The sequence below is a fragment of the Enterovibrio baiacu genome, assembly GCF_004120195.1.
Classification (GTDB): domain Bacteria; phylum Pseudomonadota; class Gammaproteobacteria; order Enterobacterales; family Vibrionaceae; genus Enterovibrio; species Enterovibrio baiacui.
This window is the reverse complement of record NZ_SCHN01000008.1, coordinates 71,892-94,310: the sequence shown is the minus strand read 5'-3', so window position 1 is coordinate 94,310 and position 22,419 is coordinate 71,892. Positions and strand designations below refer to the sequence as shown.

The 22,419-nt window shown below is 48.1% G+C and carries 24 protein-coding genes and 1 tRNA gene; 6 read left to right on the top strand and 19 right to left on the bottom strand.

Features of this window, described 5'->3' with window-relative positions; genetic code table 11:
• Nucleotides 1-48 precede the first annotated feature (48 nt).
• Nucleotides 49-1,266 (bottom strand): sugar efflux transporter, encoded by a 1,218-nt coding sequence (locus EQP46_RS07320; protein WP_129493026.1) that lies wholly within the window; start codon nt 1,264-1,266, stop codon nt 49-51.
• A 185-nt stretch (nt 1,267-1,451) separates the two neighbouring features.
• Here EQP46_RS07320 and EQP46_RS07315 point away from each other — a divergent pair, with 185 nt between their 5' ends.
• On the top strand, nt 1,452-2,336 hold the full coding sequence (locus tag EQP46_RS07315; RefSeq protein ID WP_129493025.1) for an AraC family transcriptional regulator: 885 nt from the start codon (nt 1,452-1,454) through the stop codon (nt 2,334-2,336).
• Nucleotides 2,337-2,517: 181 nt separating this feature from the next.
• Here the strand turns inward: EQP46_RS07315 and flgL are convergent, their stop codons facing one another.
• The 14 genes from flgL to EQP46_RS07245 all read right to left on the bottom strand — a co-directional run bounded on the left by flgL (nt 2,518) and on the right by EQP46_RS07245 (nt 15,808).
• Nucleotides 2,518-3,711, bottom strand: a complete 1,194-nt coding sequence (gene flgL / locus EQP46_RS07310) for a flagellar hook-associated protein FlgL (RefSeq protein ID WP_129493024.1) — start codon at nt 3,709-3,711, stop codon at nt 2,518-2,520.
• Nucleotides 3,712-3,722: 11 nt separating this feature from the next.
• Nucleotides 3,723-5,600, bottom strand: coding sequence for a flagellar hook-associated protein FlgK (gene flgK / locus EQP46_RS07305; RefSeq protein WP_129493023.1), 1,878 nt, complete (start codon nt 5,598-5,600; stop codon nt 3,723-3,725).
• A gap of 158 nt (nt 5,601-5,758) precedes the next feature.
• A complete protein-coding gene (locus EQP46_RS07300) occupies nt 5,759-6,208 on the bottom strand; it encodes a hypothetical protein (RefSeq protein ID WP_129493022.1) in 450 nt (149 codons plus the stop codon).
• 78 nt (nt 6,209-6,286) lie between these two features.
• On the bottom strand, nt 6,287-7,267 hold the full coding sequence (gene flgJ / locus EQP46_RS07295; protein ID WP_129493021.1) for a flagellar assembly peptidoglycan hydrolase FlgJ: 981 nt from the start codon (nt 7,265-7,267) through the stop codon (nt 6,287-6,289).
• A 4-nt stretch (nt 7,268-7,271) separates the two neighbouring features.
• Nucleotides 7,272-8,363: a flagellar basal body P-ring protein FlgI gene (locus tag EQP46_RS07290; RefSeq protein WP_129493020.1), complete on the bottom strand. Its 1,092-nt coding sequence runs from the start codon at nt 8,361-8,363 to the stop codon at nt 7,272-7,274.
• A gap of 27 nt (nt 8,364-8,390) precedes the next feature.
• Nucleotides 8,391-9,176, bottom strand: a complete 786-nt coding sequence (flgH, locus tag EQP46_RS07285) for a flagellar basal body L-ring protein FlgH (protein WP_129493019.1) — start codon at nt 9,174-9,176, stop codon at nt 8,391-8,393.
• Between the two features lie 15 nt (nt 9,177-9,191).
• Nucleotides 9,192-9,980, bottom strand: a complete 789-nt coding sequence (flgG, locus tag EQP46_RS07280; RefSeq protein WP_129493018.1) for a flagellar basal-body rod protein FlgG — start codon at nt 9,978-9,980, stop codon at nt 9,192-9,194.
• Nucleotides 9,981-9,996: 16 nt separating this feature from the next.
• Nucleotides 9,997-10,746: a flagellar basal body rod protein FlgF gene (locus tag EQP46_RS07275; protein ID WP_017009341.1), complete on the bottom strand. Its 750-nt coding sequence runs from the start codon at nt 10,744-10,746 to the stop codon at nt 9,997-9,999.
• Between the two features lie 185 nt (nt 10,747-10,931).
• Nucleotides 10,932-12,239 (bottom strand): flagellar hook protein FlgE, encoded by a 1,308-nt coding sequence (gene flgE / locus EQP46_RS07270; protein ID WP_129493017.1) that lies wholly within the window; start codon nt 12,237-12,239, stop codon nt 10,932-10,934.
• Nucleotides 12,240-12,259: 20 nt separating this feature from the next.
• Entirely contained in the window at nt 12,260-13,012 is a 753-nt protein-coding gene (locus tag EQP46_RS07265) for a flagellar hook assembly protein FlgD (RefSeq protein ID WP_129493016.1), read from the bottom strand.
• Between the two features lie 17 nt (nt 13,013-13,029).
• Nucleotides 13,030-13,443, bottom strand: coding sequence for a flagellar basal body rod protein FlgC (flgC, locus tag EQP46_RS07260; protein ID WP_129493015.1), 414 nt, complete (start codon nt 13,441-13,443; stop codon nt 13,030-13,032).
• Between the two features lie 3 nt (nt 13,444-13,446).
• Nucleotides 13,447-13,842 (bottom strand): flagellar basal body rod protein FlgB, encoded by a 396-nt coding sequence (gene flgB, locus EQP46_RS07255; RefSeq protein WP_017009337.1) that lies wholly within the window; start codon nt 13,840-13,842, stop codon nt 13,447-13,449.
• A gap of 202 nt (nt 13,843-14,044) precedes the next feature.
• Nucleotides 14,045-14,872, bottom strand: coding sequence for a CheR family methyltransferase (locus EQP46_RS07250; protein ID WP_129493014.1), 828 nt, complete (start codon nt 14,870-14,872; stop codon nt 14,045-14,047).
• Between the two features lie 3 nt (nt 14,873-14,875).
• Nucleotides 14,876-15,808: a chemotaxis protein CheV gene (locus EQP46_RS07245; RefSeq protein ID WP_129493013.1), complete on the bottom strand. Its 933-nt coding sequence runs from the start codon at nt 15,806-15,808 to the stop codon at nt 14,876-14,878.
• A gap of 129 nt (nt 15,809-15,937) precedes the next feature.
• Between EQP46_RS07245 and flgA the strand changes: the two genes are divergently transcribed.
• The 3 genes from flgA (at nt 15,938) to EQP46_RS07230 (ending at nt 17,477) form a co-directional block, all read left to right on the top strand.
• Entirely contained in the window at nt 15,938-16,636 is a 699-nt protein-coding gene (flgA, locus tag EQP46_RS07240) for a flagellar basal body P-ring formation chaperone FlgA (protein WP_129493012.1), read from the top strand.
• A gap of 85 nt (nt 16,637-16,721) precedes the next feature.
• Entirely contained in the window at nt 16,722-17,039 is a 318-nt protein-coding gene (gene flgM, locus EQP46_RS07235) for a flagellar biosynthesis anti-sigma factor FlgM (protein WP_129493011.1), read from the top strand.
• A gap of 6 nt (nt 17,040-17,045) precedes the next feature.
• Nucleotides 17,046-17,477 carry a flagella synthesis protein FlgN gene (locus EQP46_RS07230; RefSeq protein WP_129493010.1) on the top strand — a complete coding sequence of 144 codons (432 nt, stop codon included), beginning with the start codon at nt 17,046-17,048 and terminating at the stop codon, nt 17,475-17,477.
• A gap of 124 nt (nt 17,478-17,601) precedes the next feature.
• Here the strand turns inward: EQP46_RS07230 and EQP46_RS07225 are convergent, their stop codons facing one another.
• Together EQP46_RS07225 and EQP46_RS07220 are read right to left on the bottom strand one after the other, a co-directional pair.
• Nucleotides 17,602-18,030 (bottom strand): LPP20 family lipoprotein, encoded by a 429-nt coding sequence (locus tag EQP46_RS07225; RefSeq protein ID WP_129493009.1) that lies wholly within the window; start codon nt 18,028-18,030, stop codon nt 17,602-17,604.
• 42 nt (nt 18,031-18,072) lie between these two features.
• On the bottom strand, nt 18,073-18,708 hold the full coding sequence (locus EQP46_RS07220; RefSeq protein WP_102318276.1) for a FlgO family outer membrane protein: 636 nt from the start codon (nt 18,706-18,708) through the stop codon (nt 18,073-18,075).
• Between the two features lie 208 nt (nt 18,709-18,916).
• Between EQP46_RS07220 and EQP46_RS07215 the strand changes: the two genes are divergently transcribed.
• Nucleotides 18,917-20,050: a flagella assembly protein FlgT gene (locus tag EQP46_RS07215; protein ID WP_129493008.1), complete on the top strand. Its 1,134-nt coding sequence runs from the start codon at nt 18,917-18,919 to the stop codon at nt 20,048-20,050.
• Between the two features lie 80 nt (nt 20,051-20,130).
• Nucleotides 20,131-20,206 (top strand) — tRNA-Arg (locus EQP46_RS07210).
• A 183-nt stretch (nt 20,207-20,389) separates the two neighbouring features.
• Here the strand turns inward: EQP46_RS07210 and EQP46_RS07205 are convergent.
• Complete coding sequence (locus tag EQP46_RS07205; protein ID WP_129493007.1) at nt 20,390-21,049, bottom strand: YccT family protein; 660 nt, start codon at nt 21,047-21,049, stop codon at nt 20,390-20,392.
• A gap of 181 nt (nt 21,050-21,230) precedes the next feature.
• Entirely contained in the window at nt 21,231-22,277 is a 1,047-nt protein-coding gene (locus EQP46_RS07200) for a porin (RefSeq protein WP_129493006.1), read from the bottom strand.
• Nucleotides 22,278-22,419 lie beyond the last annotated feature (142 nt).

Genomic DNA, 22,419 nt, shown 5'->3' with positions numbered 1-22,419 from the left:
CTTTTCTCTTTTATTCGCTGTCTTCTCTTCGCTTTCACGATACGTGAATCAATGCACCTCAACCGATGCTTCAGGTGGACAAGGCTGTTTTTTCTCTCTGACAGAAAGCATCAAGAGCAACAGCGCCACCAGCCCAACCATGATCATTGCGCCAATCACGGAGTGATAATCAAAGAACTGCGCAATCACCCCCACGGTCACACTCGAAATCAGGCTTGCCACCATGATGGCATTGTTAAACAAGGTGGTCGCCACACCCATTTGGGTCGACATTTTGTTTTGGATAACCACCATGCCAAGGCCCGCACAAATCCCAACTGCCGTGCCGTTTAACAATTGAAGGGCATACATTTGCCACAGTTCTTCTGCGCCCCACAGCAAGGTGTAAAACAAACACGCCGCAGTAACGCCAAGGATCATCAGCTTTTGTGGGTCAACACGCGTTGCCCATAGTCCGGCCAAAATCATGACAGGGATTTCAACGAAGGCTGCCAGCCCCAACAATTGCCCTGCCACCGCACCATTCATCGCCAGTTCTTTCGACACGTACAATGGAATCGTGGTGACATACATGTTGTTCGCCCAGAACAGCATGAACACGGCGGCAATGTACATGGGTACACCGTCAATACGTCGCCATGAGTGATTAACAACAGGCGCTGCTGTTTCTTCTTTCTTGATGGTCACTGACGGGAACAAACGCCAAACGATCATCACAGAAATACTCATCATGGTGCCCGCAAACACAAATGCCCCGTTGAAGCCGACCGCATCTTTCACGATGAACGCTAACGGTGGACCAATCACCCAAGACAACGACATCATGGCGCGCATCAATGACAGAAAAAGCGTGGCGTTATTTCCCAGTTCTTTGTCTGCGTACTCGCGACCAATGGCAAAGGTTTGCGGCATTGCCGCGGCGCTAAAGCTGGAAATGCACACCATCACCGCCAATGCTAAGTAATAGTTTCGGATAAACAGAAACAGCACCATGACAACAATAAAGCTCATTTGCGATGCCAAGATGATTTTGCGTCTGTCTAAACCGAGGTCAGATCGCTTAGCAATGCGCTGTGAAACCAACACGCCGCTCAAAATAGAAAACGCGAGAAAAATCCCCATTTGTAAAGGCGATGCACCCAGCGCATCAACCACAAATAGGCCTGACAGAGGGTAGAAAAAGCCGCTTCCAAGCCCAGCAAAGAGGCATACAAGCAGGTAACCCAAAGGCGTTTTTTGCGTTAAAAAACGACCGTAATTTCTCATCTCAAATTCTCTCTATCTAAAACGGGTGCACTTAATTTACGTAGTGAATTTTAGAAACAAACACATTGCATATGTGATAAATATCACGCAATAACTAATACTATTCCTTCAACATCTTTCTTTTCACTGACAACATGCGTAAAAACTGATGCGAATACCGCCAATTTGATGAAAGAGCACGCAAGATGAAGCCAACCATTGAACCCGTTGATAAATCGACAAGTTTGTCTTGGCATTTCGTTGATTATCACTGCGATCATACGGTGAGAGAGTCCCACTGCGGTTGGCACTATCACAACGAAATTGAACTCGTGGTATATCAAGACCCACATGGGGTGGTGAGCGCCAAAACCGTGCTGGGTGACTACATTGGCGATGCGGAACACAACTGTGCGTACCTCATGGGCCCGGGGCTGCCGCATATGGTTAGCAGCACGGCATCCGCAACAGAAGAGCACCCCGCCAGTTCACACGTACTTTGGCTCGATCAATGCTGGCTAGAATCGCTGATTGCAACCGTGCCTGAATTGTCCCCTATTTCAGCGTTGTTGGTCCGCGCCCACAAAGGCCTCAAATTTTCGCCTGATACCGGTGAGAAACTGCATGCATTGATGCGTGATGCCTGTGATTTGAAACCGTCCGTTCAGTTCTCACATGTCATCGACATCTTACTGCTACTGTGCGAAGACAAAGCCGCCAAGCCCCTCACATCAAGGCCTTACTGTTTTTACGTCGCCAAAGACTCGCCAATTAATGACAAGCTTGAGAAAGCACAGCAGTTCATTGCAGACCACTATCATAAACCTCTCGGCGTGGATGATATGTGTCGCCACTTGCATATGAGTGAAAGTTCGGTGTACCGCATGTTCGAAAAACATTTCTCAGAGAGTTTTTCTGATCACCTAAAACGCTATCGCTTAGGCAAAGCGTGTGAACTGCTGATGCGCACAAAAACGCCCATAGCCGTGGTGGCTGAAAAGGTAGGGTTTTCAAATCTGTCGAATTTTAATCGCCAATTTAAAGCGATTAAGAACATGACGCCGATGGCGTTTAGAAAGCAGTTTTTGTAGCGAAGCGAGAAGCGAGAAGCGAGAAGCGAGAAGCGAGAAGCGAGAAGCGAGAAGCGAGAAGCGAGAAAATCTTAGCTGTTTAGAGCGACAGTCCACCAATTTTTAGCGAGATAAATAACGACCTTAACAGTGTTTTTGATTTTATCTCGCGTCTAGAAACTGCTCTTTCTCGCCATCTTGATTAAATGTAGTTAAACAGCGACAGCTCTTTGGTTTTTGAAAACGCTTGTTGCGACGCTTGCAGTGCCAGCAGATTTTCATTCATGTCTATCACGGCCGTCGAGTAATCCAAGTCTTCCATCGTTCCGAGTGAACGGTTTAGCACCAGTTTGAAATCTTGGTGCATGCTCTCTTGGCGATCGAGCGTGTTCAAGCGCGTACCCACTTCCGAACGTGCTTTGTTCAAATGCTTAAACGCCGCCGCAAACTGTTCTGTCACTTGGTGCAGCTCTGCAGTCGCTGATGCATTGAAGATACTTTCTTCAGACAACTCCATGCCTTTTCTAAACGCATCAAACACGTTGAAGGTGTCTTGGCGCGCCAATGTGATGGAATCGCCATCCAGCATTTCGCCTTCAAAACTCGCGCTTAGCGTTCCCCATTGCACACCGGTGGCTGGGTCGTAAACGCCCGAACTCACCATCGCGCCATTTTGCGTCAGTTCGTACAGCGTTTGGCCATTGCCATCGACACTGAAATTCACCGCATAGTCGGACGTATCCGCATTGTTGGTGTTGGTCGCTGACGCTAATAACAACAGAGAACCACTTTCCAATGCATAGTCAGGCTGATAATCACCAAATGGGTTTTTGATTTCCATGAAGACTTCATCACCCGGATCGCTGGTTTGCACTTCGACTGCAGGAGCAATTTGTGCCGTACGGTGATAGCTGTCGCCGGCATAACGTACATTGCCCGCGTTATCACGGTAGAACGGCTGCTTGCTCGCTTGCGTGCCCGAGAACAAGAAATTGCCGGACTCATCTTTGGCATTCACCAAGTTCATGAAGTTATCGTACAAACCTTTCATGTCTTGCTTGTGCGCAGCACGGTCGTCGTCTGAAAGCGAGCCGTTGATCATTTCCATCGTGGTGCGCTTGGCGCTATCGATCAATTGTTCCGAATCATCAATCGCGATTTCAGCGCGGGTTTGGCGGTTACGCGCCAGCGTGATCGAATCAATGTACTGATCGAGTTGCTTGTCTTGCTGACGGAAGTTCTGAATGTAGATAGACGCAACAGGATCATCGCCCGAGGTGAGCACGCGCTTACCTGTTGCAAGCTGGTCTTGGTTGTCTTGCAGTTTGACCTGCTGGCGCATCAAATCATTCGAGACAGACTGATAGTTGTGGAAACTGGCAATACGGCTAATCATCAGTCATATCCTTATCGGGTTGCACTCAACAGAGTTTCAAAGGTTTCATTGGCTGCGGTCATGATGCGTGAGGAAGCCATGTACGCTTGTTGAAACTTCATCATGTTTGCGGCTTCTTCATCGAGGTTAACGCCAGAAATTTCTGCGACGCGCCCGGCTGCGGCATCATGTTCAACGCGGCTTACGTCTTCCAAGCGCGCAAACGAGGCCTTTTGCACACCAATGTCAGTGTTCAAGCCTTCATACACGTCAATCAAGCTCGAGCGACCACCGTCCATCAGTTTCTGCGTTTGCAGCTTTTGCATGCGGATCAGGTTGCCGTTCTCTCCATCTGCGGGTTGGAGGCTAATGGCGAAGACATCTTCCGGCGCAGCACCATCAGAAAGCTCAAACACAGTACCATTCACATTCACAGCCCCAGCAGGCGGGTATGCCTGCGGTGCAACAAGAATGTTCCCTTTCATGTCCAACACAGCGAACTGGGTGGCATCTGGCGAGATCGCGACTTGAAATTCTTGCTGCGCACCTTGCGTCAGTATTTTCACATCGCCTTGGCCAGTAATGTTGGATTTGGAGCTCACGTAGCTTTGGGCGGCAATTTTTGCCGGGTCTTCCATGGTGACGCCAATTTGCCCTGCCGCTTGTCGAAGCGGTCGGATAATCACGCGCTCGCCAGCAGCAAGTCCTGCATCAACTTGGATTTTCAAACCATCATATTCAAACGCAGGTGGCGTGCCTGTAGGAGTGACATTTACCGTGTTCTTTTCTGGGTCAACTAAGGTGTATTGGCTGCCGTCGAACTTCAGTTGGTAATCACCAATTTTAAGCGCGGACAAGTTTTCGATCGTGACTTTGATATCTGCCGTCGAGTTTGAGCCTTTGATGACGCGATCTCGAGAGATTCTATCGTCGTTGAAATCCGTGAAGATTTTCTCACCAATCGCGCCACTCAAATCAAAACCTTGGGATTGCATGTCATTCAGCGACATGGAAAAACCCGCCGCCAGTCGCCCTAACTCGTCGCGCACTTGGCCTAATGTACTATCACGGTACTCAAACATCGCGCCCAATTTGCCGCGAATATCATCATTATCAATGGCTTTGAGGGTTTTGCCTTCCACCAGTGCCAATCGGCGTTTTTGGTGGTCTGGATCACCAGGGACGGTTTTCAATTCACTGGCATGTAAACCAGATACCAAGGTATGCCCGCTACCAATAATGACGTTATACAAACCATCATCACGTTGGTTCACGCTCACTTGGGTAAATTCGGACAGCTCGTTAATCAAGCTTTGGTGTCTATCTAGCAAATCGTTATCAACGGCTTGGCTTTTTAACAAGGCCCTGTGAATGTCGACGATTTCCGCACCAATATCATTCATACGCGTCAGCGTGGCATCGATTTCAACGGAAGTATCCATCTCTTGCGATTGAAGAATGTTGTTCATGTCGTTGAGACCCGCAGCAACCAAGCGGGATTTTTCGAGCACCACTTTACGTGCGCCCATGTCACTCGGGCTGTCTGTCAGGCCTTTTACTGCACCATAGAATTCATTCATGTTTTCAGGAATTTTCTTGGCGGAGTGGGACATCATGTCATCCAGCATGGTGAGCTGGCTGTTGCGGGTTGTCGCATGGCTAAGCGCAGAGGTGGAGATACTGAATTCGTTGGCGGCAAACTTATCGTAATTACGACGCACCGACGCCGCGTGTACACCTTGCCCCCACTGGTTTGCAGACCAATAGGCAGTGTCGTTCGCGCGCTGCTCTACAGACTGGCGACTATACCCTTCCGTGTTCACGTTAGAGATATTGTGGCCCGTTGTATTCAGCTGTCGTTGTGCTGTTAGGACGCCTTGAGCACCCAGCGCCAGCAAATCAAAACCCATTCAGCCCCCGTATGCGGTAATGCATAGCCGATAAAACTTCTAATACGATCTTCAATTCAAGAATCGTGCCATAACCTTGATATCTCTATATCGGCAATACGGCGGGTTTATGAAGTGATTTGTTTAATTTTCACACAAAAACAGGCAAGGGCTTGCCGTTAGGCGGAGAGCTGATGCCAGAGGCCAAAGGAAAAGTTCGGCAGTATGTCTATGCCGGCAAAAGACTTGAGTAAATACAGCGATACCGTGACCACGCAAAACAGTACAAAAGTGCCAAGAAGGAGGATTAACACGCGCGAGATATTGGAAATCGTTTGTTCAGCGCGGGTTAAATCACGGCGGTTACGACCAAACAAAAACACGAGATAGTATTGCCAATTCCATGCCCCGACCACGGTTCGAATATCCACCATGTGGCTGGCTTTGGCACGTGTGCCATACATGATTTTCACTTGCAGCAATTGCGCATCGGTGAAGGTCTTTTCGACATCAGAAGGGATCTTTTCGAGGAAGGCGCGAATGAATGGGTCGCGTCGGATCGAACCCGTTTTAAGCATTTGTATGCTTTCGCTGTTTTGATGTGTCGCGTCTTTTTTCTGTTCTAGCATGCTCGTTGCCTTTCAGTCACTAACGCTAAAACAGCGTCTCGCTCATGCCTTAGGCCGAGCGAGACGTAACGTCTGGAATTATTGGTCCATCAACCCTTTCACGCGATTGAATACGCTGATCACTTTGTCAGAGTATTGCGGATCGGTTGCATACCCCGCTTTGTGTAAGCCTCGAATAAATTGCTCGGGCTGTTCTGACTGCTCAAGGGCCGTCGCATAGCGAGGGTTCGTATTCAAAAAGCGGACATAATCATCAAAGCTGTCCTGATAGGAAGAATAGGATCGAAACGACGCCATTTCTTGCACAGGAATATCATTGTGGAACTCGAGCGTTTGGGTAGCGACCTTTTGCCCAGCCCAACGCGGGTCGGCTTTGATGTTGAAGAGGTTATGGCTATTGCCACGTGCATTGGTGATCACTTTCTTACCCCAGCCCGTTTCCAAGGCCGCTTGTGCAATCAACATCGCAGGATCAGTGCCCAAGCTTCTTGCTGCGCGCTGTGCGTAAGGCGTGAGTCGCGAAACAAATTCATCCGGCGTTTCAAAAGGCTTGGTGTTCATTTCAGGCGCAAAGGCACCTTGCTGTGGCTGCGCCTCAACGATTGGTTTAATGGCTTGTTCCAATTCTTCGAGATTTGGCAGCACTTGCTCTTCATCAGTATTCACTGGCGGTATGCGCAAGGTTGGCGATAAATCAATGCGTCCACTTGCCGTGTTCGCGCCCACATCCATCGGCTCACCTTGTGCGCCTTTGAATTGCTGTACGATCAAATCCGCAAGCCCGAGCGAACCTTCACGAGACAATGCGCTCGACAATTGCTCATCCGCCATTTGCTCGTAAAATTTTGATGTACGGTTATCAATCAAATCAGATTTGAAGGCGTCATTGGCATCACGCATCGACTTAAACAACATCTGCGTGAAAATCGCTTCAAATTGCTCTGCCGCTGCACGCATGGCTTCATCTGATTGCTCGCCGTCGCCGTTCGATGCTTTCTGACGCAATGCGTCTAAGCGGCTAAGGTCATGAATAAATCCAGTATCAATCGGCGTTTTCATAGGCTTAAATCACTATCAGTTGACCGTCGATCGCCCCTGCTTGCTTGAGTGCTTGCAAGATGGCCATCAAATCCGACGGCGCTGCGCCGACACCGTTAACCGCACGTACCAAGTCATCCAAAGTGACGCCCGGTTTGAAGTGGAACATACGTCCATCTTCTTCTGATACTTCTACACCAGAATCAGGCACCACAACGGTTTCACCGCCTGAGAATGCGCCCGGCTGACTCACCTGTAGGTTTTCATTGATCGTGACAGTCATACCACCATGGGTAATCGCCGCAGGGCGAAGACGTACATTTTGACCAACAACGATGGTGCCGGTACGGCTGTTCACGATAATTTTCGCGGCAGCATCGGCAGGCACAAATTCGAGGTTTTCAATGGTTGATAAGAAGGCGACACGCTGAGATAAATCACGGGGTGCGCGTACACGAATCGAGGTCGCATCCATCGCAGCAGCCGTGTTAGGGCCAAGAAAGCTATTGATAGAATCTGACATACGCTGCGCTGTCGTAAAGTCTGATTCAAAGAGATTGAAGGTGATATGGTCGCCACGACCAAACGGAGACGGCACTTCTTGCTCTACTGTCGCGCCATTGGTGATTCGACCTACCGTCGGCGTATTGCCCACGATTTTTGAGCCATCAGCCCCCTCCGCACTGAAACCGCCCACAATGAGGTTACCTTGCGCCACGGCGTAGGTTTTACCATCAAGGCCTTTCATGAAGGTTTGGACTAACGTGCCACCGCGCAAGCTTTTCGCAGAACCGATCGATGACACTGTGATGTCAATTTTCTGACCTTGCTTGGCAAACGCCGGAAGCTCTGCACTCACGGCAACGGCAGCCACGTTTTTGGTTTTCGGTTTGGTGCCAGGCGGCAACTGTATGCCGAAGTTTTTCAGCATGGCATTAAAGCTTTGATCGGTGAAAGGCGTGCTTTCCCCTGTACCTGCAAGGCCGACGACCAAGCCGTACCCGACCAATTGGTTACTGCGCACACCCGCCACTTCCGACACATCTTTAATGCGGGCAGCATGGGCAATAGGGCTTGCCAGTACAGCAATCAATAAAAGCGTTAGCCAATTCTTCACGTCAAATCTCCGACAACGTCATTACGTTTACAGAACAACATTGAAGAATCGTGCCAACCAGCCCTGATCTTGCGTATCTTGTCGATCGCCAGTACCAGAATACTGAATGCGCGCATTCGAAATACGCGTTGAAGCCACGGTATTTTCTTGGCTGATGTCATCAGGACGGATGGTGCCGCTCAAACGAATATATTCGTCGCCCGTGTTCAGCGTCAGCCATTTTTCACCACGAATGATCAAGTTGCCGTTCGCCAACACATCAATCACTTCAACAGAGATCGAGCCGCTAATGCTGTTGCTCTGGTCGGCACTGGTTGAGCCGCTGGTTTTGTTGTCATGCCCCGCAGCGTAAGACAAGTTGGAATCACCAATCGTGACTTCCTGACCACCCATCTCAAGCGGATCCATGCTCAAATCGCTCGATTTGTTCGCATCGGTGCTGGCGCTCTTTTTCGCTTGTGTTTTTTCTTCCAACAGCACGGTGACGATATCGCCAATGCCGCGCGGTTTGGTGTCATCATAAAGATCTTGCGCCTGCGCAACACTGAACAGCGAACCTGTGGCTGTCGTGTAATGCTCAGGTTGACGCGGCGGATGTAACGGAGACCAAGAAGGATCCCCTGCGACCGCATCTTCACGCTGACGGAGCAATCCAATCAAGCCTTCGCCTTGCGGCTCGGTGTTGCCTTCGACGGCATCAGTCTCTGTGGTGGCTTGCGCCACTTCGTTTTGCGCAAGTAGCGCTTCTGGATCCATCAAGCTACAACCCGATACAGTCGCCAGCATCAAACTTGTTATTAGTAACTTCTTCATCCGCGCTTTACTCCGTTAAAGTTGCTGGTTCACGTAACTCAGCATCTGATCGACAGAAGAAATAACTTTCGAGTTCATTTCATAAACGCGTTGCGCTTCGATCATGTTAACCAGCTCTTCAGTTACGTTTACGTTGGACGTTTCCAACATTGATTGACGAATACTGCCCAAACCATCAAGCCCCGGTACACCTTCTTGTGGGTCGCCACTGGCACCCGTTGGCAAGTAAAGGTTTTGACCGATAGGCTCTAGGCCACCCGGGTTGATGAAATCTACCGTGGTGATCTGCCCCAGCACGGCGTTAGCCGTTTGGCCACGCAGTCGAGCAGAGACTTCGCCGTCAGTACCGATAGTCACTTGGATCGCATCAGGCGGCACGACGATTTCAGGCTCTAGAGAGTAACCTGCACCCGTCGTGACAATCACACCTTCATCGTTCAGCGTGAATTGGCCGTTGCGTTGGTAACCAATGTTGCCGTCCGGCAAGAGTACTTGGAAGAAACCGTCACCTTCGATCATCAGATCGAGGGCGTTGTTGGTGGTTTGCGCATTACCGTTGCTGTGCACACGTTGTGTTGCCACCACTTTGGCACCCGCACCTAGCATTAAACCACTCGGCAGTTCGGTATTTTGAGAAGACTGACCGCCCGGCTGATTGATGTTTTGATAGAACAAATCTTCAAACACGGCACGGGATTTTTTGAAACCAACGGTCGAGGCGTTTGCCAAGTTGTTCGAAATCGTCGAAATGTTGGTTTGCTGAGCGTCTAGGCCCGTTTTACTCACCCACAAAGCTGGATGCATAATGATTCCCTCTTAATTAACCCAGGCGCAGCAAAGAGTTGGATGCTTGATCCATTTCTTCGGCGGTCTTCATGAGTTTGACTTGCATTTCGAAGTGGCGCTGAAGGTCAATCAGACCTGTCATTTCACCAATGGCGTTGACGTTACTGCCTTCTAGTGCGCCGGTAAGCAGCGTAACTCCTGCATCAGCGGCATACGTGGCACCTGGATTGACAGGCTTGAACACGCCATTTTTATCTTTGAATAAATCATTGTTGTCAGGACGAACAAGTTTGATGCGGTCCACTTCTTCCATGGCTTCTGGTGGTGCGCCTTGCGGCAACACAGACACAGTGCCATCCGTGCCGATTTCAATTTTCGACACCGGCAGCGGTAAGAAGATAGGTGCGCCGCTTTCCCCTAGGATCAAATGGCCATGGCCATTTTGCAGCATGCCGGTTTGGTCCACTTTCAAGTTACCCACGCGGGTGTAACCTTCTTGACCCGTTCCGTCTAATACCGCCAACCAACCGTCACCTTTAATGGCAACGTCAAGTTCACGACCTGTTGTGATGGTTGAACCTTGAGCAAAGCTGTGCCCTGGACGCTCAGTCATATTGAATACGCGCGTTGGCAAACCTTCACCATAGGCCTGCATTGCTCGCGCCTGCTCTAAATCAGCACGAAAGCCTGTGGTGCTTACGTTAGCCAAGTTGTTGGCACGTAATTGCATGCCTTGCATGTCTTGTTTTGCGCCACTCATGGCGAGGAATAATGCGCGATCCATTTGACGTTCTCCTGTCGCTTATGCAAGACATAAAGCAAGAAGAGTGCCAATTTAAAATAACGCGGATTTACATAGTGTTAGTGCAATAAACACACAATAACAGAAGGAGGAGGGAGAGGAATTATCGGAAATGAATTGCCGCTTGACTTGCAAGCGGCAATTTCACGTATCGTTCAATGAGCCGATTAACGGATCTGAAGGATAGTCTGTTGCATCTGGTTACCCACTTCCAGTGAACGCGAGTTCGCTTGGAAGTTACGTTGAGCGGTGATCAAATCCACCAGCTCTTGGGTCATATCAATGTTTGATTGCTCGATGGTACCGCTTTTCACTTTACCAAAGGCACCTTGCATTGCTTCACCCCATACCGCGTCACCAGACTGCTGCGTGACTTTCCATTGGGTATTACCTGCCTGTGACAAACCTTGTTGGTTAGACACTCTCACCAGCGCCACTCGGCCTAGTGCAACGTTTTCACCGTTGCTGTACGTCGCCATGATGGTCCCTTTCGGGTCGATATCGACTTTTGCTAGGTAACCCGTGGTTGCACCATCTTCATTAAACTTACGCATTTCAAACGGTGACGCGTACTGCGTTGGCTCTTCAAAGTTAATCGCAAGCGATTGTGCACCATCTGCACCGTTCATTTCTAAGCCGGCACCGTTAGGCCCAAACTCAACGGTTTGAATCGGTTGACCACCGTTCACCGTGTTCACTGAACCGTCACTGTTGAATTCAATAGAGTGACCGACATGACCACCAGCACTGGTGAAATCACCCGCCGTTAAGCTAACAGGTTTCTCACCCTCTGGATCTGTTGCTGTGTAGTATACCGCCCACTTGTTCGGTGTGACGTTGTCTTTCACGTAATAGGTTGTCAGTTTGTATGGCTGACCTAGTGAGTCAAAGATCGTCGCTGATGTCGCTTTGTTATAAGTATCAGGATCTTCTGGATTGAACAGCGTTGGATCTTTTTCAGCACCACCCGCTGGTAGGTTCAAACCAATATCAACGTTCTGGGAAGCGCGAGGCTGACCAAATTGATCGGGCACTTGAAGTGATTTTGGCTCAAACGAACCCACTTGGCCGCTCTCAGTATCAACGTTATAGCCCAATAAGAACTGGCCTTCTGAGTTAACGATGTTGTTGTCTTTATCCAGATGGAAAGCACCGTTACGGGTTAATACGTTGTTTTGTGTCGCCAACTTGTCGTTCGCTACCGCAAAATAGCCGTTACCACTTACGCGAAGATCAAGCGGGTTGTTGGTGTAGATGCTTGAACCTTCGTGGAACTGTTGCGCCACTATAGAGGTTTGGACACCACTACCCGTGGTGGTCTTTGCGTTCGAGAAAATCGACGCCGAATAAACATCACCAAATTCTGCACGCGATTCTTTAAAGCCAAAAGTGTTGGCGTTCGCAATGTTGTTACTGGTGGTATTCATGTCCTTTTGAGCTGCCGCTAGGCCACTCAGTGCGATATTCAATGCCATTGCTGGAACTCCTCTATCCTTTAGCCTTTGCTCGCGCCGCCGACGTTAGCATTACCTACTTCAAGCACTTCGGTGAGTTTCACCGGTGATGTGTAACCTGCGATGTTTAGCATGACGTTGCCATCACCGTTACCCAGTAGGACACTGTTTACATTGGCGTAAGTCGATAGTTCGAAGTCTTGAGACTTTCCATCAACAAAGCCGCTTACGTTCATTGTGTATTTGCCTTCCGGCAATGGATTGCCGCGGTCATCCAAGCCGTCCCACTCTACGCGGTGGTCGCCCGGTGATTTCGCACCAATACTGAAGTTTTTAAGCAACTGACCCTGCTCGTTCTGAATACGTACCATAACGTCATTCATTGCTTGAGGCAGTTTAACCATGGCTGCAATGCCACCCGCAGCTGACTTGAAGCCTTCGTTACCAGGAACCAAGACGTCTTGTCCCACCAGTGACGACGCTTGAAGCGCTTGGCTTGAGGTCATCGCGGCATTCAATGAACCAAACTGTTCATTCATTTTGCCGATACCATCAACGGTGGCGAACGATGCCATTTGGGCAATCATTTGTTCGTTATCAACCGGTTTGAACGGGTCTTGGTTCGCAAGCTGCTTGGTCAATAGTGAGAGAAAGTCTTCTTGGTTCAGGTCTGTTTGACCTGTGACTTTTTCTCCCGTATCGCCGCGCTCTGTGCGTTGCTTTTCTTGTAGGGCTTTGAGTTGGTCAATGTAGCTACCGCCACCTGCACCACCTGCGCCATCAATCGGATTCATAATGCCGTCCTTCTACCTTACTTACCCATCTGTAGTGTACGCATCAGCATTTGTTTACTTGCCTCTGCCACTTCTACGTTGGTTTGATAGGAACGGGAGGCCGAAATCATGTTGGCCATCTCTTCCATTACATTTACGTTCGGTTTGAAAATGTAGCCTTCCGCATTTGCCATTGGGTGATCAGGGTTGAACTCGGCACGCAGTGGCTTTTGGCTCTCCACAATACCTTCAACACGAACAGGAACACTTTGGCCTTGCGACGCGAACTTGTTCAATTCCGCAGCAAACACAGGGTGACGCGCTTTATACGTTTCTTCAGCAGAACTGCTGACAGAGTTCGCGTTCGCCAGATTACTGGACGTGGTATTCAGTCGAACTGACTCTGCACTCATGGCAGAACCGGTGACATTGAACACATTAAATAGACTCATCCATTAATCCCCTTTCAGTGCCTTGGACATGTTTTTGAACTTAGAACCGAGAAAGTCCAGTGACGCCTGATATTCAAGTGCGTTTTGCATAAACAAGTTACGTTCTACCTGCGCATCAACGGTGTTGCCATCGCCGGTGTCAGGTTGGTTTGGAACGCGGTACATTTTCTGGCCGTCGACTTGAGAAGAGGCAGTAATATGCCGCCCATCAGTTCGGCTCAGGCCAATGCTTGCCCCAGAAGTTGCCGCTTGAAGCGCACGTTCGAAGTCCATATCTTGAGCTTTGTAACCCGGCGTATTCGCATTCGCGAGGTTACTTGCCAGTGTCTCAGCCCGCTGAGAGCGCACACCGACAGTGTGTTGATGAATACCCAGCGCTTTATCGAACGATATTGCCATGTGGCAACCTCCTAAAATTTCCTATTGATAGAAAAGCAATATGAATGCCAACTTTTACAGGTCACCATCAAAAAATAAAATCAACCATTTACAATCAATAAGTTAAATGGTCTTCCAGTCATATTTTCACGCTTTCACTTTCCATCAGATACAAAAAAAGCGGCAACTTCTGTGCCGCTTTTTACGTAGAGGACATGTTTGTCTATTTCAGGCGGTAGATAATGCCCGGATTACAACGGATCATTTCGAAACGATCAGTTAACCCAGTCAGTGATTCAGACGCGCCTAACAATAAGTAACCACCAGGGTTAAGGCTTGATGCCATCTGATTTAACACCTTCGCTTTCATTTCCGGCGAGAAGTAAATCAGTACATTTCGACAAAATATGATGTCGAATTTTCCAAGTAAGCCGTAGCTTTCCATTAAGTTTTGAGGCTTGAATGTCACCATGCGCTTAAGTGAGTCATTCACCTTCATGCGGCCTTCGCCTGCATCTTCGAAGAACTTACGCTTACGCTCAGGGGACAAACCTCGGCTTAGTGCCAAGTTGTCATAAATCCCAGCACGACAGTTATCCAGCATGGTCGAAGAAATGTCAGTGCCTGTGATCTGTGCGCTTTGGAACAGGCCCGGTCGCTTAGCAAGCACTTCTTGGATCGTCATCGCGATGGAATACGGCTCTTGTCCCGATGAACTTGCCGCAGACCAAATTTTGATTGGACGTTTGCTTTCCGCGACTTCTGGCAACAGCTTGTTTGCTAACACTTCAAACGGATAAGTATCGCGAAACCATAACGTTTCGTTGGTTGTCATCGCATCAATAGCAGCAACTGCCAAATCGCGATTACGGTTAGTCAGCACAAGCTGAAACAGCTCCGACATCGAGGCGAGTTTGTAGCGCGTAAGAAGCGGACTAAGTCGGCTTCTTACGAGATATTGCTTACTGTCGCCAAGAACAATGCCACATTTACTTTCGAGATATTTACAAAAATCACGGTACTCTTGCTCTGTGATCGCTATATTCGTCATGGATTAGTTTTCTTGACCTTTTACCGCGTTCATTACGGCTTCGCCGAGTTCATCTGGGTCGAACTTCGGTATGAATGCATCTGCCCCAACTCGCTCTACCATAGCTTCATTGAAGACACCACTGAGAGACGAGTGCAATACTACATGAATATCTTTGAGGTTAGGGTCTTTTTTAATTTCAGTTGTTAAGGTGTAACCATCCATCTCTGGCATCTCGATATCCGAGATGACGAGCGCAAGATCGTTAATAGTGCCTTCAGCCGCCATAACCTGGAGTTTTTCCAGTGCATCTCGGCCGTCATGTGCGAGTACAACATTATAGCCAATAGTTTCCACTGCACGTTTTACCTGGCGACGGGCGACACTCGAATCATCAGCAACGAGCACAGTTGTTGGGTCTGAGCTGCCTTCTTCAAATACCGGTTTGTTGGCCAGCACTTCCTCACTAATTTCTTCGTTCACCGGTGAAATCTGGTTTAGGATTTTCTCTACGTCGAGAATTTCTACCAGCTCGCCTTCAATCTCAGTCACAGCTGTGAGGTAGTTCGAGCTACCGGTACCTTCTGGTGGAGGCAGGATCGCTTCCCAGTGCATGTTAACAATGCGCTCAACCGAACCCACTAAGAAGCCTTGAGTGGAGCGGTTAAATTCTGAAATGATAATAAAGCGGTTTTCTGGGTCCGTGATTGGTAACCCACCCGTTGCCAAGCTCATATCGATCACTGAAATGGTTTGCCCACGAATGTGTGCCACACCTTTGACCAACGGATGCAAATTTGGCATGGAGGTCAGCTTAGGGCATTGGAGCACTTCCTTTACCTTAAACACATTGATGCCGTAACGTTGTTTTCGCATCAATCGGAAGGTCAATAGCTCTAGGCGGTTTTGACCCACCAATTGTGTACGCTGATTGACCGTATCAAGAATCCCCGACATAAGATAAACTCCATATTGCCCTGATTTTTTTTATCGTATTGCAGCAAACATTGGCTCAACAAACTTCATCGTCGAACCAATTCGTGGAACACTGCAGCTATGTTTAACATACTAACCAATTTGTGACTTATGTGTTACCAACGATTAGCTTGTCTCTTTATCGGCACATTTCTCATTGGCTTTAGCTCCATTATAGCCGCTGCTCCGGCAAATCAACTTGAAGCTGTAAAAGTTGCTGCTGAGGAATATGTTACGACTTTGATAACCCCGCCTGCGCAGGGAAAACTGAATGTGCAAGCAGGAAACCTTGATTCACGATTGCGCCTTTCAAATTGCCCATCCCCTCTCGAGGTGTCCGTGCCCGGGCGACAATCTTTGAACAAAAGCGTAACGGTGATGGTCACATGTAAAGAAGATGATTGGCAGGTGTATGTACCTGTTCAAATCAGCCTTCTTACACCCATCGTTGTCGCGAAGCGCCCATTAGATCGCGGTGTCATGCTCACGAACGACGATTTAACCATTCAGCTGGTCGACGCACGCTTCCAACGCGGTCAAACGTATACAGATGTGTCTACGGTTGTCGGTTCTCGTATTAAGCGCGTGGTGGGTATTGGGCAGCCGGTCCAAGGCGACGACATTTGTATGGTGTGCCGGAGTGATGAGGTCGTTATTACCGCAACAGGTAATGGCTTGAATATTATTGCAAAAGGTACAGCATTAAGTGACGGTGCTCTCGGCGAACAAATTAAAGTACGCAACAGTAAATCGAATCGAATCGTCGATGCTACAATCACATCCGTCGGCCAAGTGATTGTAAAATTCTAGTTTCCTGAAATTAAGTGCTAAAGTTCATATAAGTACGGCCGATACTGTGAGCAACAGAAGGTTCGGGCATTTATAAGGCTTTATTATGGCAAGTATTGATCATTTGCGTTCTGGTCAACCCATTAACACGAACAGAAGCAATCAAAACAAAACACAAAATACAGCATCAGAGACAGGCGCGACGAACGATGTTCGCCAAACTCGTGGTGATGCATTTTCAATGAGCGATGAGAGTCGAGCGATTGGCGCTATGAATCAACAAATGGCAAGCGAAGCACATTTTGACAGCGCAAAAGTCGCTGCAATTAAAGCAGCCATCGCAAACGGTTCTTACAAAGTCGATGCTGACCGCCTTGCGGCCAATATCATGAAGCACGAAGACGAGCTTCGTAGTATCAAGTAATTGACGATGTCTGACGAAACGCTCACGTTCGAAAATCAACTCGGCGCACAAGCTGAGGACGTCAACGCATTACTTGATGTGATGCAAGCCGAAACAGCCGCCATTGCTTCTCGCAAAGCAACAGAGATTGACGCGCTTGCAAAACAAAAACTCTCTCTGATCAATGCCATTCAACAACGCGACCAATATCTCGCTCGATGCCCCGAGCTTGCCTCTCCTTCTGACGAAACAAAAGAACAGATCTCAAACATTCAAGATGCGCTAAAACAATGCCACCAGCAAAACGAAGCGAATGGTATCGCCCTTCAGCGTGCACAACTCAGCATGCATAAGCTGCGTAATTTGTTTCAAGAAGCGGCAGGGAAAAGTGAAATGACCTACGATAGCGAAGGCCAAGCGTCTGGCAGTCGCACTCTCGGCACCAACATCAAAGCGTAAATTAGCAGCCAACTTCTCCACGCTAAAGCACATTCCCAACAAAAACGCCGCAGAAAAAGCACATGAAAAAAGCAGCCAGCGGCTGCTTTTTCCGTATTCGATGATGTAAAGCTTGAGGGCGTGTTTAGAATAGGATCGCGTCGTTACGTGGCACATGGTGAGATTCACCATACTCGGTCATTTTCTTCATTTTGCGTAGGTTCAACTCAAGCTCTGTGACATAGCTGTCGCCTACCTGATAAGTGCTCACGACTTCCGCAGCACGAATAATGCCATCCACCGCGCCGTGGGTTTTATCAATTCCTAGCGCTTGATCATCCACTTGTGTCAGCCCACTTACTCGAATGCCGTAAACCTGCTCTGACAACTCTTTGTATGCTTCGAGTTTTGATGCCCGCATGGCGCGAAACTGTTTCTCTTCTAGGGTGTCACCACGCTGAGCAGTGACTGACGCTGTGCCTACTGCAGTAAGCACGTCATCTGAACGAATACGTGTAATAGGCTGACAAGCATTAAGCAGCATTACCATCGCCAGCATTAGCCAAATTTTCATGTGAACTCCACTCATCAATCTTGTTTATTCATTTTTCGCGGTTCAAGGCTTCAATGTCACGGTGTCCGACATGTGCTTACGTTTGTCACCACGAATGATCACGCCATCAACAATGCGCACTTTTCGCAGCGTATCAATGTCTCGACCAATGCGATCTGCTGGCAAGAAGCCTTGCGCAGAAGCCACCACAACGCGTGAGCGCATGCCAACGATACGTGCATTCACTAACACCCCGCCGCCTTGGCGCAACATGGTGCCCGTCAGCACGTAATCAATTTGCTGCTCAGGGTTCAATTCTTTCCAGTTGCGACTAAGGGTGAAATCACCTTCAGGCGTCACGCGAATGGCCCCGGTGGTTTTAAAATCAATCACCGTAAAGCCACGACGCTGCATTTGGTAGATCATGCCTTCTGTCACGGAGTTTCCGAGCCAGTTGGTTTCATCCATTTCTTCGACGTCAACAAACGACACGACCGCCATCGGCGTTCTTGCCGTCAGGTAATTATTTGTCTCAAGCAACTCGGTCGCCAAACCATCGAGAAAATAGTCGAGAGTGTGCCGAGGTGTTTGTTGCAACAGAAATTGGCTCCCCGGATACGGTTCTTTACCGTTATAGATCGGGTTGTACGCACAAGATACGGTTGCGAGACTCAGTAATATCACTATCCAGTTTTTCATTGTCGTCTGGCTCCGGATACGTTTAACGCCTGATATTTCACCACATCAAACGTGTGAAATTTCAAATCCATTTATCGCACCATTTTTTGGGAACATTATTTGCATCTATACGGTTTATTCGCGCAATGTATTGCTAACCGCGTTGCCGCTTTTACTGCGATGTATCTTGGTCTAGCAATTTTTATACCTACTATTGGATATCAGGGCTATGCGTAAAAAAATTCTTAAGCCATTGGTTGCTTGTATTGCACTCTCAGCACCGCTTGCCAACGCGGCATGGTATGAAGTCACTGGCGTCAGCACCATTTTAGAGAACAAAGACCAAGCACGAGAACGCGCGCTTGAAGACGCCATTTATCAGGCAATAAAATTCTCTGGTGCCGACATCGCGGGCCTAACAGCCATCCGTCCTTACCTCAAAGAGACCCGCAACGACTATCAATTCAGCGGGAATGAAATCCGCCATATCCAAGTATTGAAATCGAAGCAATCTGATGGCGTCATAAAATTGACTGCTCGGGTTGATATCTACCCGACGGCAAATGCTTGCCACAAGAACCAATACAAAAAAGGGCTTGTGATGGGGCGTTTTGACATTGTGTCTCCGGATCATGCCGCACTCGGCGGTATTTTCCGCTTCGGTGATGACTTCACCGTTTTGCTTCAACGTCAGTTTGAAACGCAAGCACAAAGCTTTGTGGTTCAAGGCATTACGCCTCATGCCATCTCCCCTGCCCAGCCTGATGTTGCCACTATGATTGCCGAAGACACTGGCGCTCAATATTTGCTGGTTGGAAACATCACTGACATGTCGGCAACGATCGACACCAAGGTATTAAGAAAAGACAAAACCAACCGACAATTGGCATTGTCTGTCGATGTGATAGACGGAAAGTCGGGAGACGTGATTTATCAGAACCTGTATCGCGATATCGCCGAATGGCCTTTTGAGCGACACAGCAAAGTCGATACCAAAACCGCCCGTTTTTGGACATCCGCTTACGGAGAGATGGCGCAGCGAATGAGCAGAAACGTGTTGCTAGATTTAGAAACGCATTTGGCGTGCCGTGCAACGACACCAGAAGTCGTGCAAATTAACGGTCAGAGAGGGCAAATTAATGCCGGACGTGTTCATGGTGTGAAGTATGGTGATGAGTTGTCATTGTGGCATAACGCGTCTTTTACCGACCAATACGGTACGCACCGCACCCAACTCAAGAAAAGTGACATGCTACTCACCGTCACACGCGTGTATGAAAACTCGTCAGAAATCTCTATCTCGCCAGTGGAACTCGGTTCAAGTGTACAAATTGGTGATATGGTGACCAAACACACTCAATAACGTCAGATACCCCTTAACCTGATCCCGTATTTAGGTATACTGAATTTCGGCGCTGCACAATCCCACCTTGCAGCGCCAATGCTCCTATAGCTCAACAGGATAGAGCAGTCGCCTCCTAAGCGATCGATCGGGGTTCGAGTCCCTGTGGGAGCGCCATTTCCAAACTCTTGACACTCAAAGAATACCCCTGCGGTATAACTAGACGTTGAGTTACTATGACAGTTTCGTCAGCTATCAACTTTAATCTTGCCTTACATCGTTGATGACCAAGAGTCTTAATCTAGAAAAGGCCTTGTCGATGACAAAGCCTCTGCTCGAAGAACTATTCAACCATCAATGTTATTTTACGTTTTGTACCGCCCAAGATAGGAAAGCTTTTTGCTGCTCTGGCGACATACGTAAAAAATCAGCTTGGAGTAAAATAAAAGAATTATTCGTGTCTACCGAAGATGCTGATGCGGCTTTTGTAGCAATGGCAGGAGTGCTTGTCTTAGCTGCAACCTCTGTGGCTTCAACAACGGTTTGCACGCTTCCTTGCATTCCATTCTTTTTGTTGTAAAGGGCTAAGTCTCTAGCAAGGTCAGGCAAAATGCCAGGGCCTCTTAACAAAATCCCTTGATGAAAATCAACTTGATTTGCACCTTCAATTTTAACAGAAGGCTTTTGATCGAATCCGTTAATATCGCGTTCTGACTCGATTCTACGTGTTGGTGCAAGCTCAAACTTGGTGTCGCTCGCATCAAAAGTCACAACGATAGGACGAGAGTTGAATTTGTCATGAGAACTGCCGTTAGGCAAAAGCTTGCTCATGCGGATGACAAGTTGGTTTTGACCATTAGGCAATACTTGCTCTTTTTGGGTGCCAAAGTTAAAGCCTAACTCTTCGCCATTTATCACCATAAACTCAAGGTCACGGTGCAATTTGACGGTCACATCTGCAACCGCACCTGAAGATACTGACAGCGCTACTAGCGCGAAAACATATTTTAAAAATTTCATTAGAAAACCTTCTAGCCAACTCTAAAACTAACGTTCAACTTTTAACACAAATCCACGCGTCTATGTAATATCGACTTTTAAAATTCAACCCAGTTTTGAACACAGGTACATATAGAAAAAAAGCGAGCCAAGAAGGCTCGCTCTAATATTAACACTTACTTAACATCTGAAAAATTTCAGCTTAGAAGTAGTATTCAGTACCGATCATGAAGCGAGTACCGCTTCCTGCGTTTTCTTTGTCGTTCAACATTTCATAGTTACGAACGTCTGCGTACAGTACCCAGCTTGGTAGTGCGTACAGGATACGACCAGTGATTGCAGTTGAAGAGTTGTCTTCAGTTGCTTTGTCAGATTCGAAAGACTCTGCATAACCTACTTTCGCCAACCACTTGTCGCTTAGCCAGTATTGACCAGTCACAGAGATAGCGTCTTGAGAATCAACTTTACCTTCTAGGTCGTTGTTCATCATTTTGTAAGCTGCAGTGAAGGTTGCTTTACCAAACCAAACGCTACCACCTACCAAGCTGTAATCTACGTTACCCGCTTTAGTTGTTGGATCAGCTTTGTCTGTCTGATATTCGCCTTGGGTGTAGTGGCCACCGTGAACACTGAAGTTTTCGCCAGTGTACGATGCAGATACCGCGATTACAGCTGCATCAGTTGTTGTACCCATGCCGCTCAAAGATGCTTTGTAGTTGAAACCGCCGTAGTTAGCAGAGTCCCAACGTAGCATGTTGTCTGCACGGTCTTCGTAGCTCGCACCGATAGCATTGTTCCAGTCGAATACGTTACCTAGACCTGGGTTTGTGTGTGGCCAGTCAACGTAATCGTAAACAACGTTAGTACGACGACCAAATGTCAAAGTACCGATGTTTTCGAAATCAAGACCAACGTATGTGTCACGACCACCTAGGATACCGTGGTATTTGTTCCACGGGTCAGTGCCGCTATCACGGTTGTTTGCGTTACCTGATTCGATTTGCCATACAAAGTTAGGAGCAAAATCATCAAACTCAACTACGCCTTTAAAGCCGATGCGAGATTCAACTTCCACACCTGCGTTTGTATCGCCTTCACCTGCCGGTTCCCATACTTGGTAAGAAGCAGCTGCTTGGCCGTAAAGTTGTACCGCTTGTCCGTGTAGTTCAATCGCTGCGTTAGCAGAAGTAGACATTGCTGCAACAGCAACTGCCATACCTAGAAGTGAACGTTTAAAAGTTTTGTCCATGGAAAACTCCTTAAAAAGTAAATTCCCGGTGAAGAGTTCATTGCTCTTAGTTGGCCGCCGTGAGCAACGACACCGGTGTTTATTTATTGATTCGATATATCAACGATGTGCAGCTTAATTCGTATCGATTAAAAAAAAACAC

Bases quoted from the DNA above. Each gene is read 5' to 3' on its own strand.
- EQP46_RS07320 (WP_129493026.1), bottom strand. From the start codon at position 1,266: ATGAGAAATTACGGTCGTTTTTTAACGCAAAAAACGCCTTTGGGTTAC.
- EQP46_RS07315 (WP_129493025.1), top strand. From the start codon at position 1,452: ATGAAGCCAACCATTGAACCCGTTGATAAATCGACAAGTTTGTCTTGG.
- flgL (WP_129493024.1), bottom strand. From the start codon at position 3,711: ATGATTAGCCGTATTGCCAGTTTCCACAACTATCAGTCTGTCTCGAAT.
- flgK (WP_129493023.1), bottom strand. From the start codon at position 5,600: ATGGGTTTTGATTTGCTGGCGCTGGGTGCTCAAGGCGTCCTAACAGCA.
- EQP46_RS07300 (WP_129493022.1), bottom strand. From the start codon at position 6,208: ATGCTAGAACAGAAAAAAGACGCGACACATCAAAACAGCGAAAGCATA.
- flgJ (WP_129493021.1), bottom strand. From the start codon at position 7,267: ATGAAAACGCCGATTGATACTGGATTTATTCATGACCTTAGCCGCTTA.
- flgH (WP_129493019.1), bottom strand. From the start codon at position 9,176: ATGAAGAAGTTACTAATAACAAGTTTGATGCTGGCGACTGTATCGGGT.
- flgG (WP_129493018.1), bottom strand. From the start codon at position 9,980: ATGCATCCAGCTTTGTGGGTGAGTAAAACGGGCCTAGACGCTCAGCAA.
- EQP46_RS07275 (WP_017009341.1), bottom strand. From the start codon at position 10,746: ATGGATCGCGCATTATTCCTCGCCATGAGTGGCGCAAAACAAGACATG.
- flgE (WP_129493017.1), bottom strand. From the start codon at position 12,239: ATGGCATTGAATATCGCACTGAGTGGCCTAGCGGCAGCTCAAAAGGAC.
- EQP46_RS07265 (WP_129493016.1), bottom strand. From the start codon at position 13,012: ATGAATCCGATTGATGGCGCAGGTGGTGCAGGTGGCGGTAGCTACATT.
- flgC (WP_129493015.1), bottom strand. From the start codon at position 13,443: ATGAGTCTATTTAATGTGTTCAATGTCACCGGTTCTGCCATGAGTGCA.
- flgB (WP_017009337.1), bottom strand. From the start codon at position 13,842: ATGGCAATATCGTTCGATAAAGCGCTGGGTATTCATCAACACACTGTC.
- EQP46_RS07250 (WP_129493014.1), bottom strand. From the start codon at position 14,872: ATGACGAATATAGCGATCACAGAGCAAGAGTACCGTGATTTTTGTAAA.
- EQP46_RS07245 (WP_129493013.1), bottom strand. From the start codon at position 15,808: ATGTCGGGGATTCTTGATACGGTCAATCAGCGTACACAATTGGTGGGT.
- flgA (WP_129493012.1), top strand. From the start codon at position 15,938: ATGTGTTACCAACGATTAGCTTGTCTCTTTATCGGCACATTTCTCATT.
- flgM (WP_129493011.1), top strand. From the start codon at position 16,722: ATGGCAAGTATTGATCATTTGCGTTCTGGTCAACCCATTAACACGAAC.
- EQP46_RS07230 (WP_129493010.1), top strand. From the start codon at position 17,046: ATGTCTGACGAAACGCTCACGTTCGAAAATCAACTCGGCGCACAAGCT.
- EQP46_RS07225 (WP_129493009.1), bottom strand. From the start codon at position 18,030: ATGAAAATTTGGCTAATGCTGGCGATGGTAATGCTGCTTAATGCTTGT.
- EQP46_RS07220 (WP_102318276.1), bottom strand. From the start codon at position 18,708: ATGAAAAACTGGATAGTGATATTACTGAGTCTCGCAACCGTATCTTGT.
- EQP46_RS07215 (WP_129493008.1), top strand. From the start codon at position 18,917: ATGCGTAAAAAAATTCTTAAGCCATTGGTTGCTTGTATTGCACTCTCA.
- EQP46_RS07205 (WP_129493007.1), bottom strand. From the start codon at position 21,049: ATGAAATTTTTAAAATATGTTTTCGCGCTAGTAGCGCTGTCAGTATCT.
- EQP46_RS07200 (WP_129493006.1), bottom strand. From the start codon at position 22,277: ATGGACAAAACTTTTAAACGTTCACTTCTAGGTATGGCAGTTGCTGTT.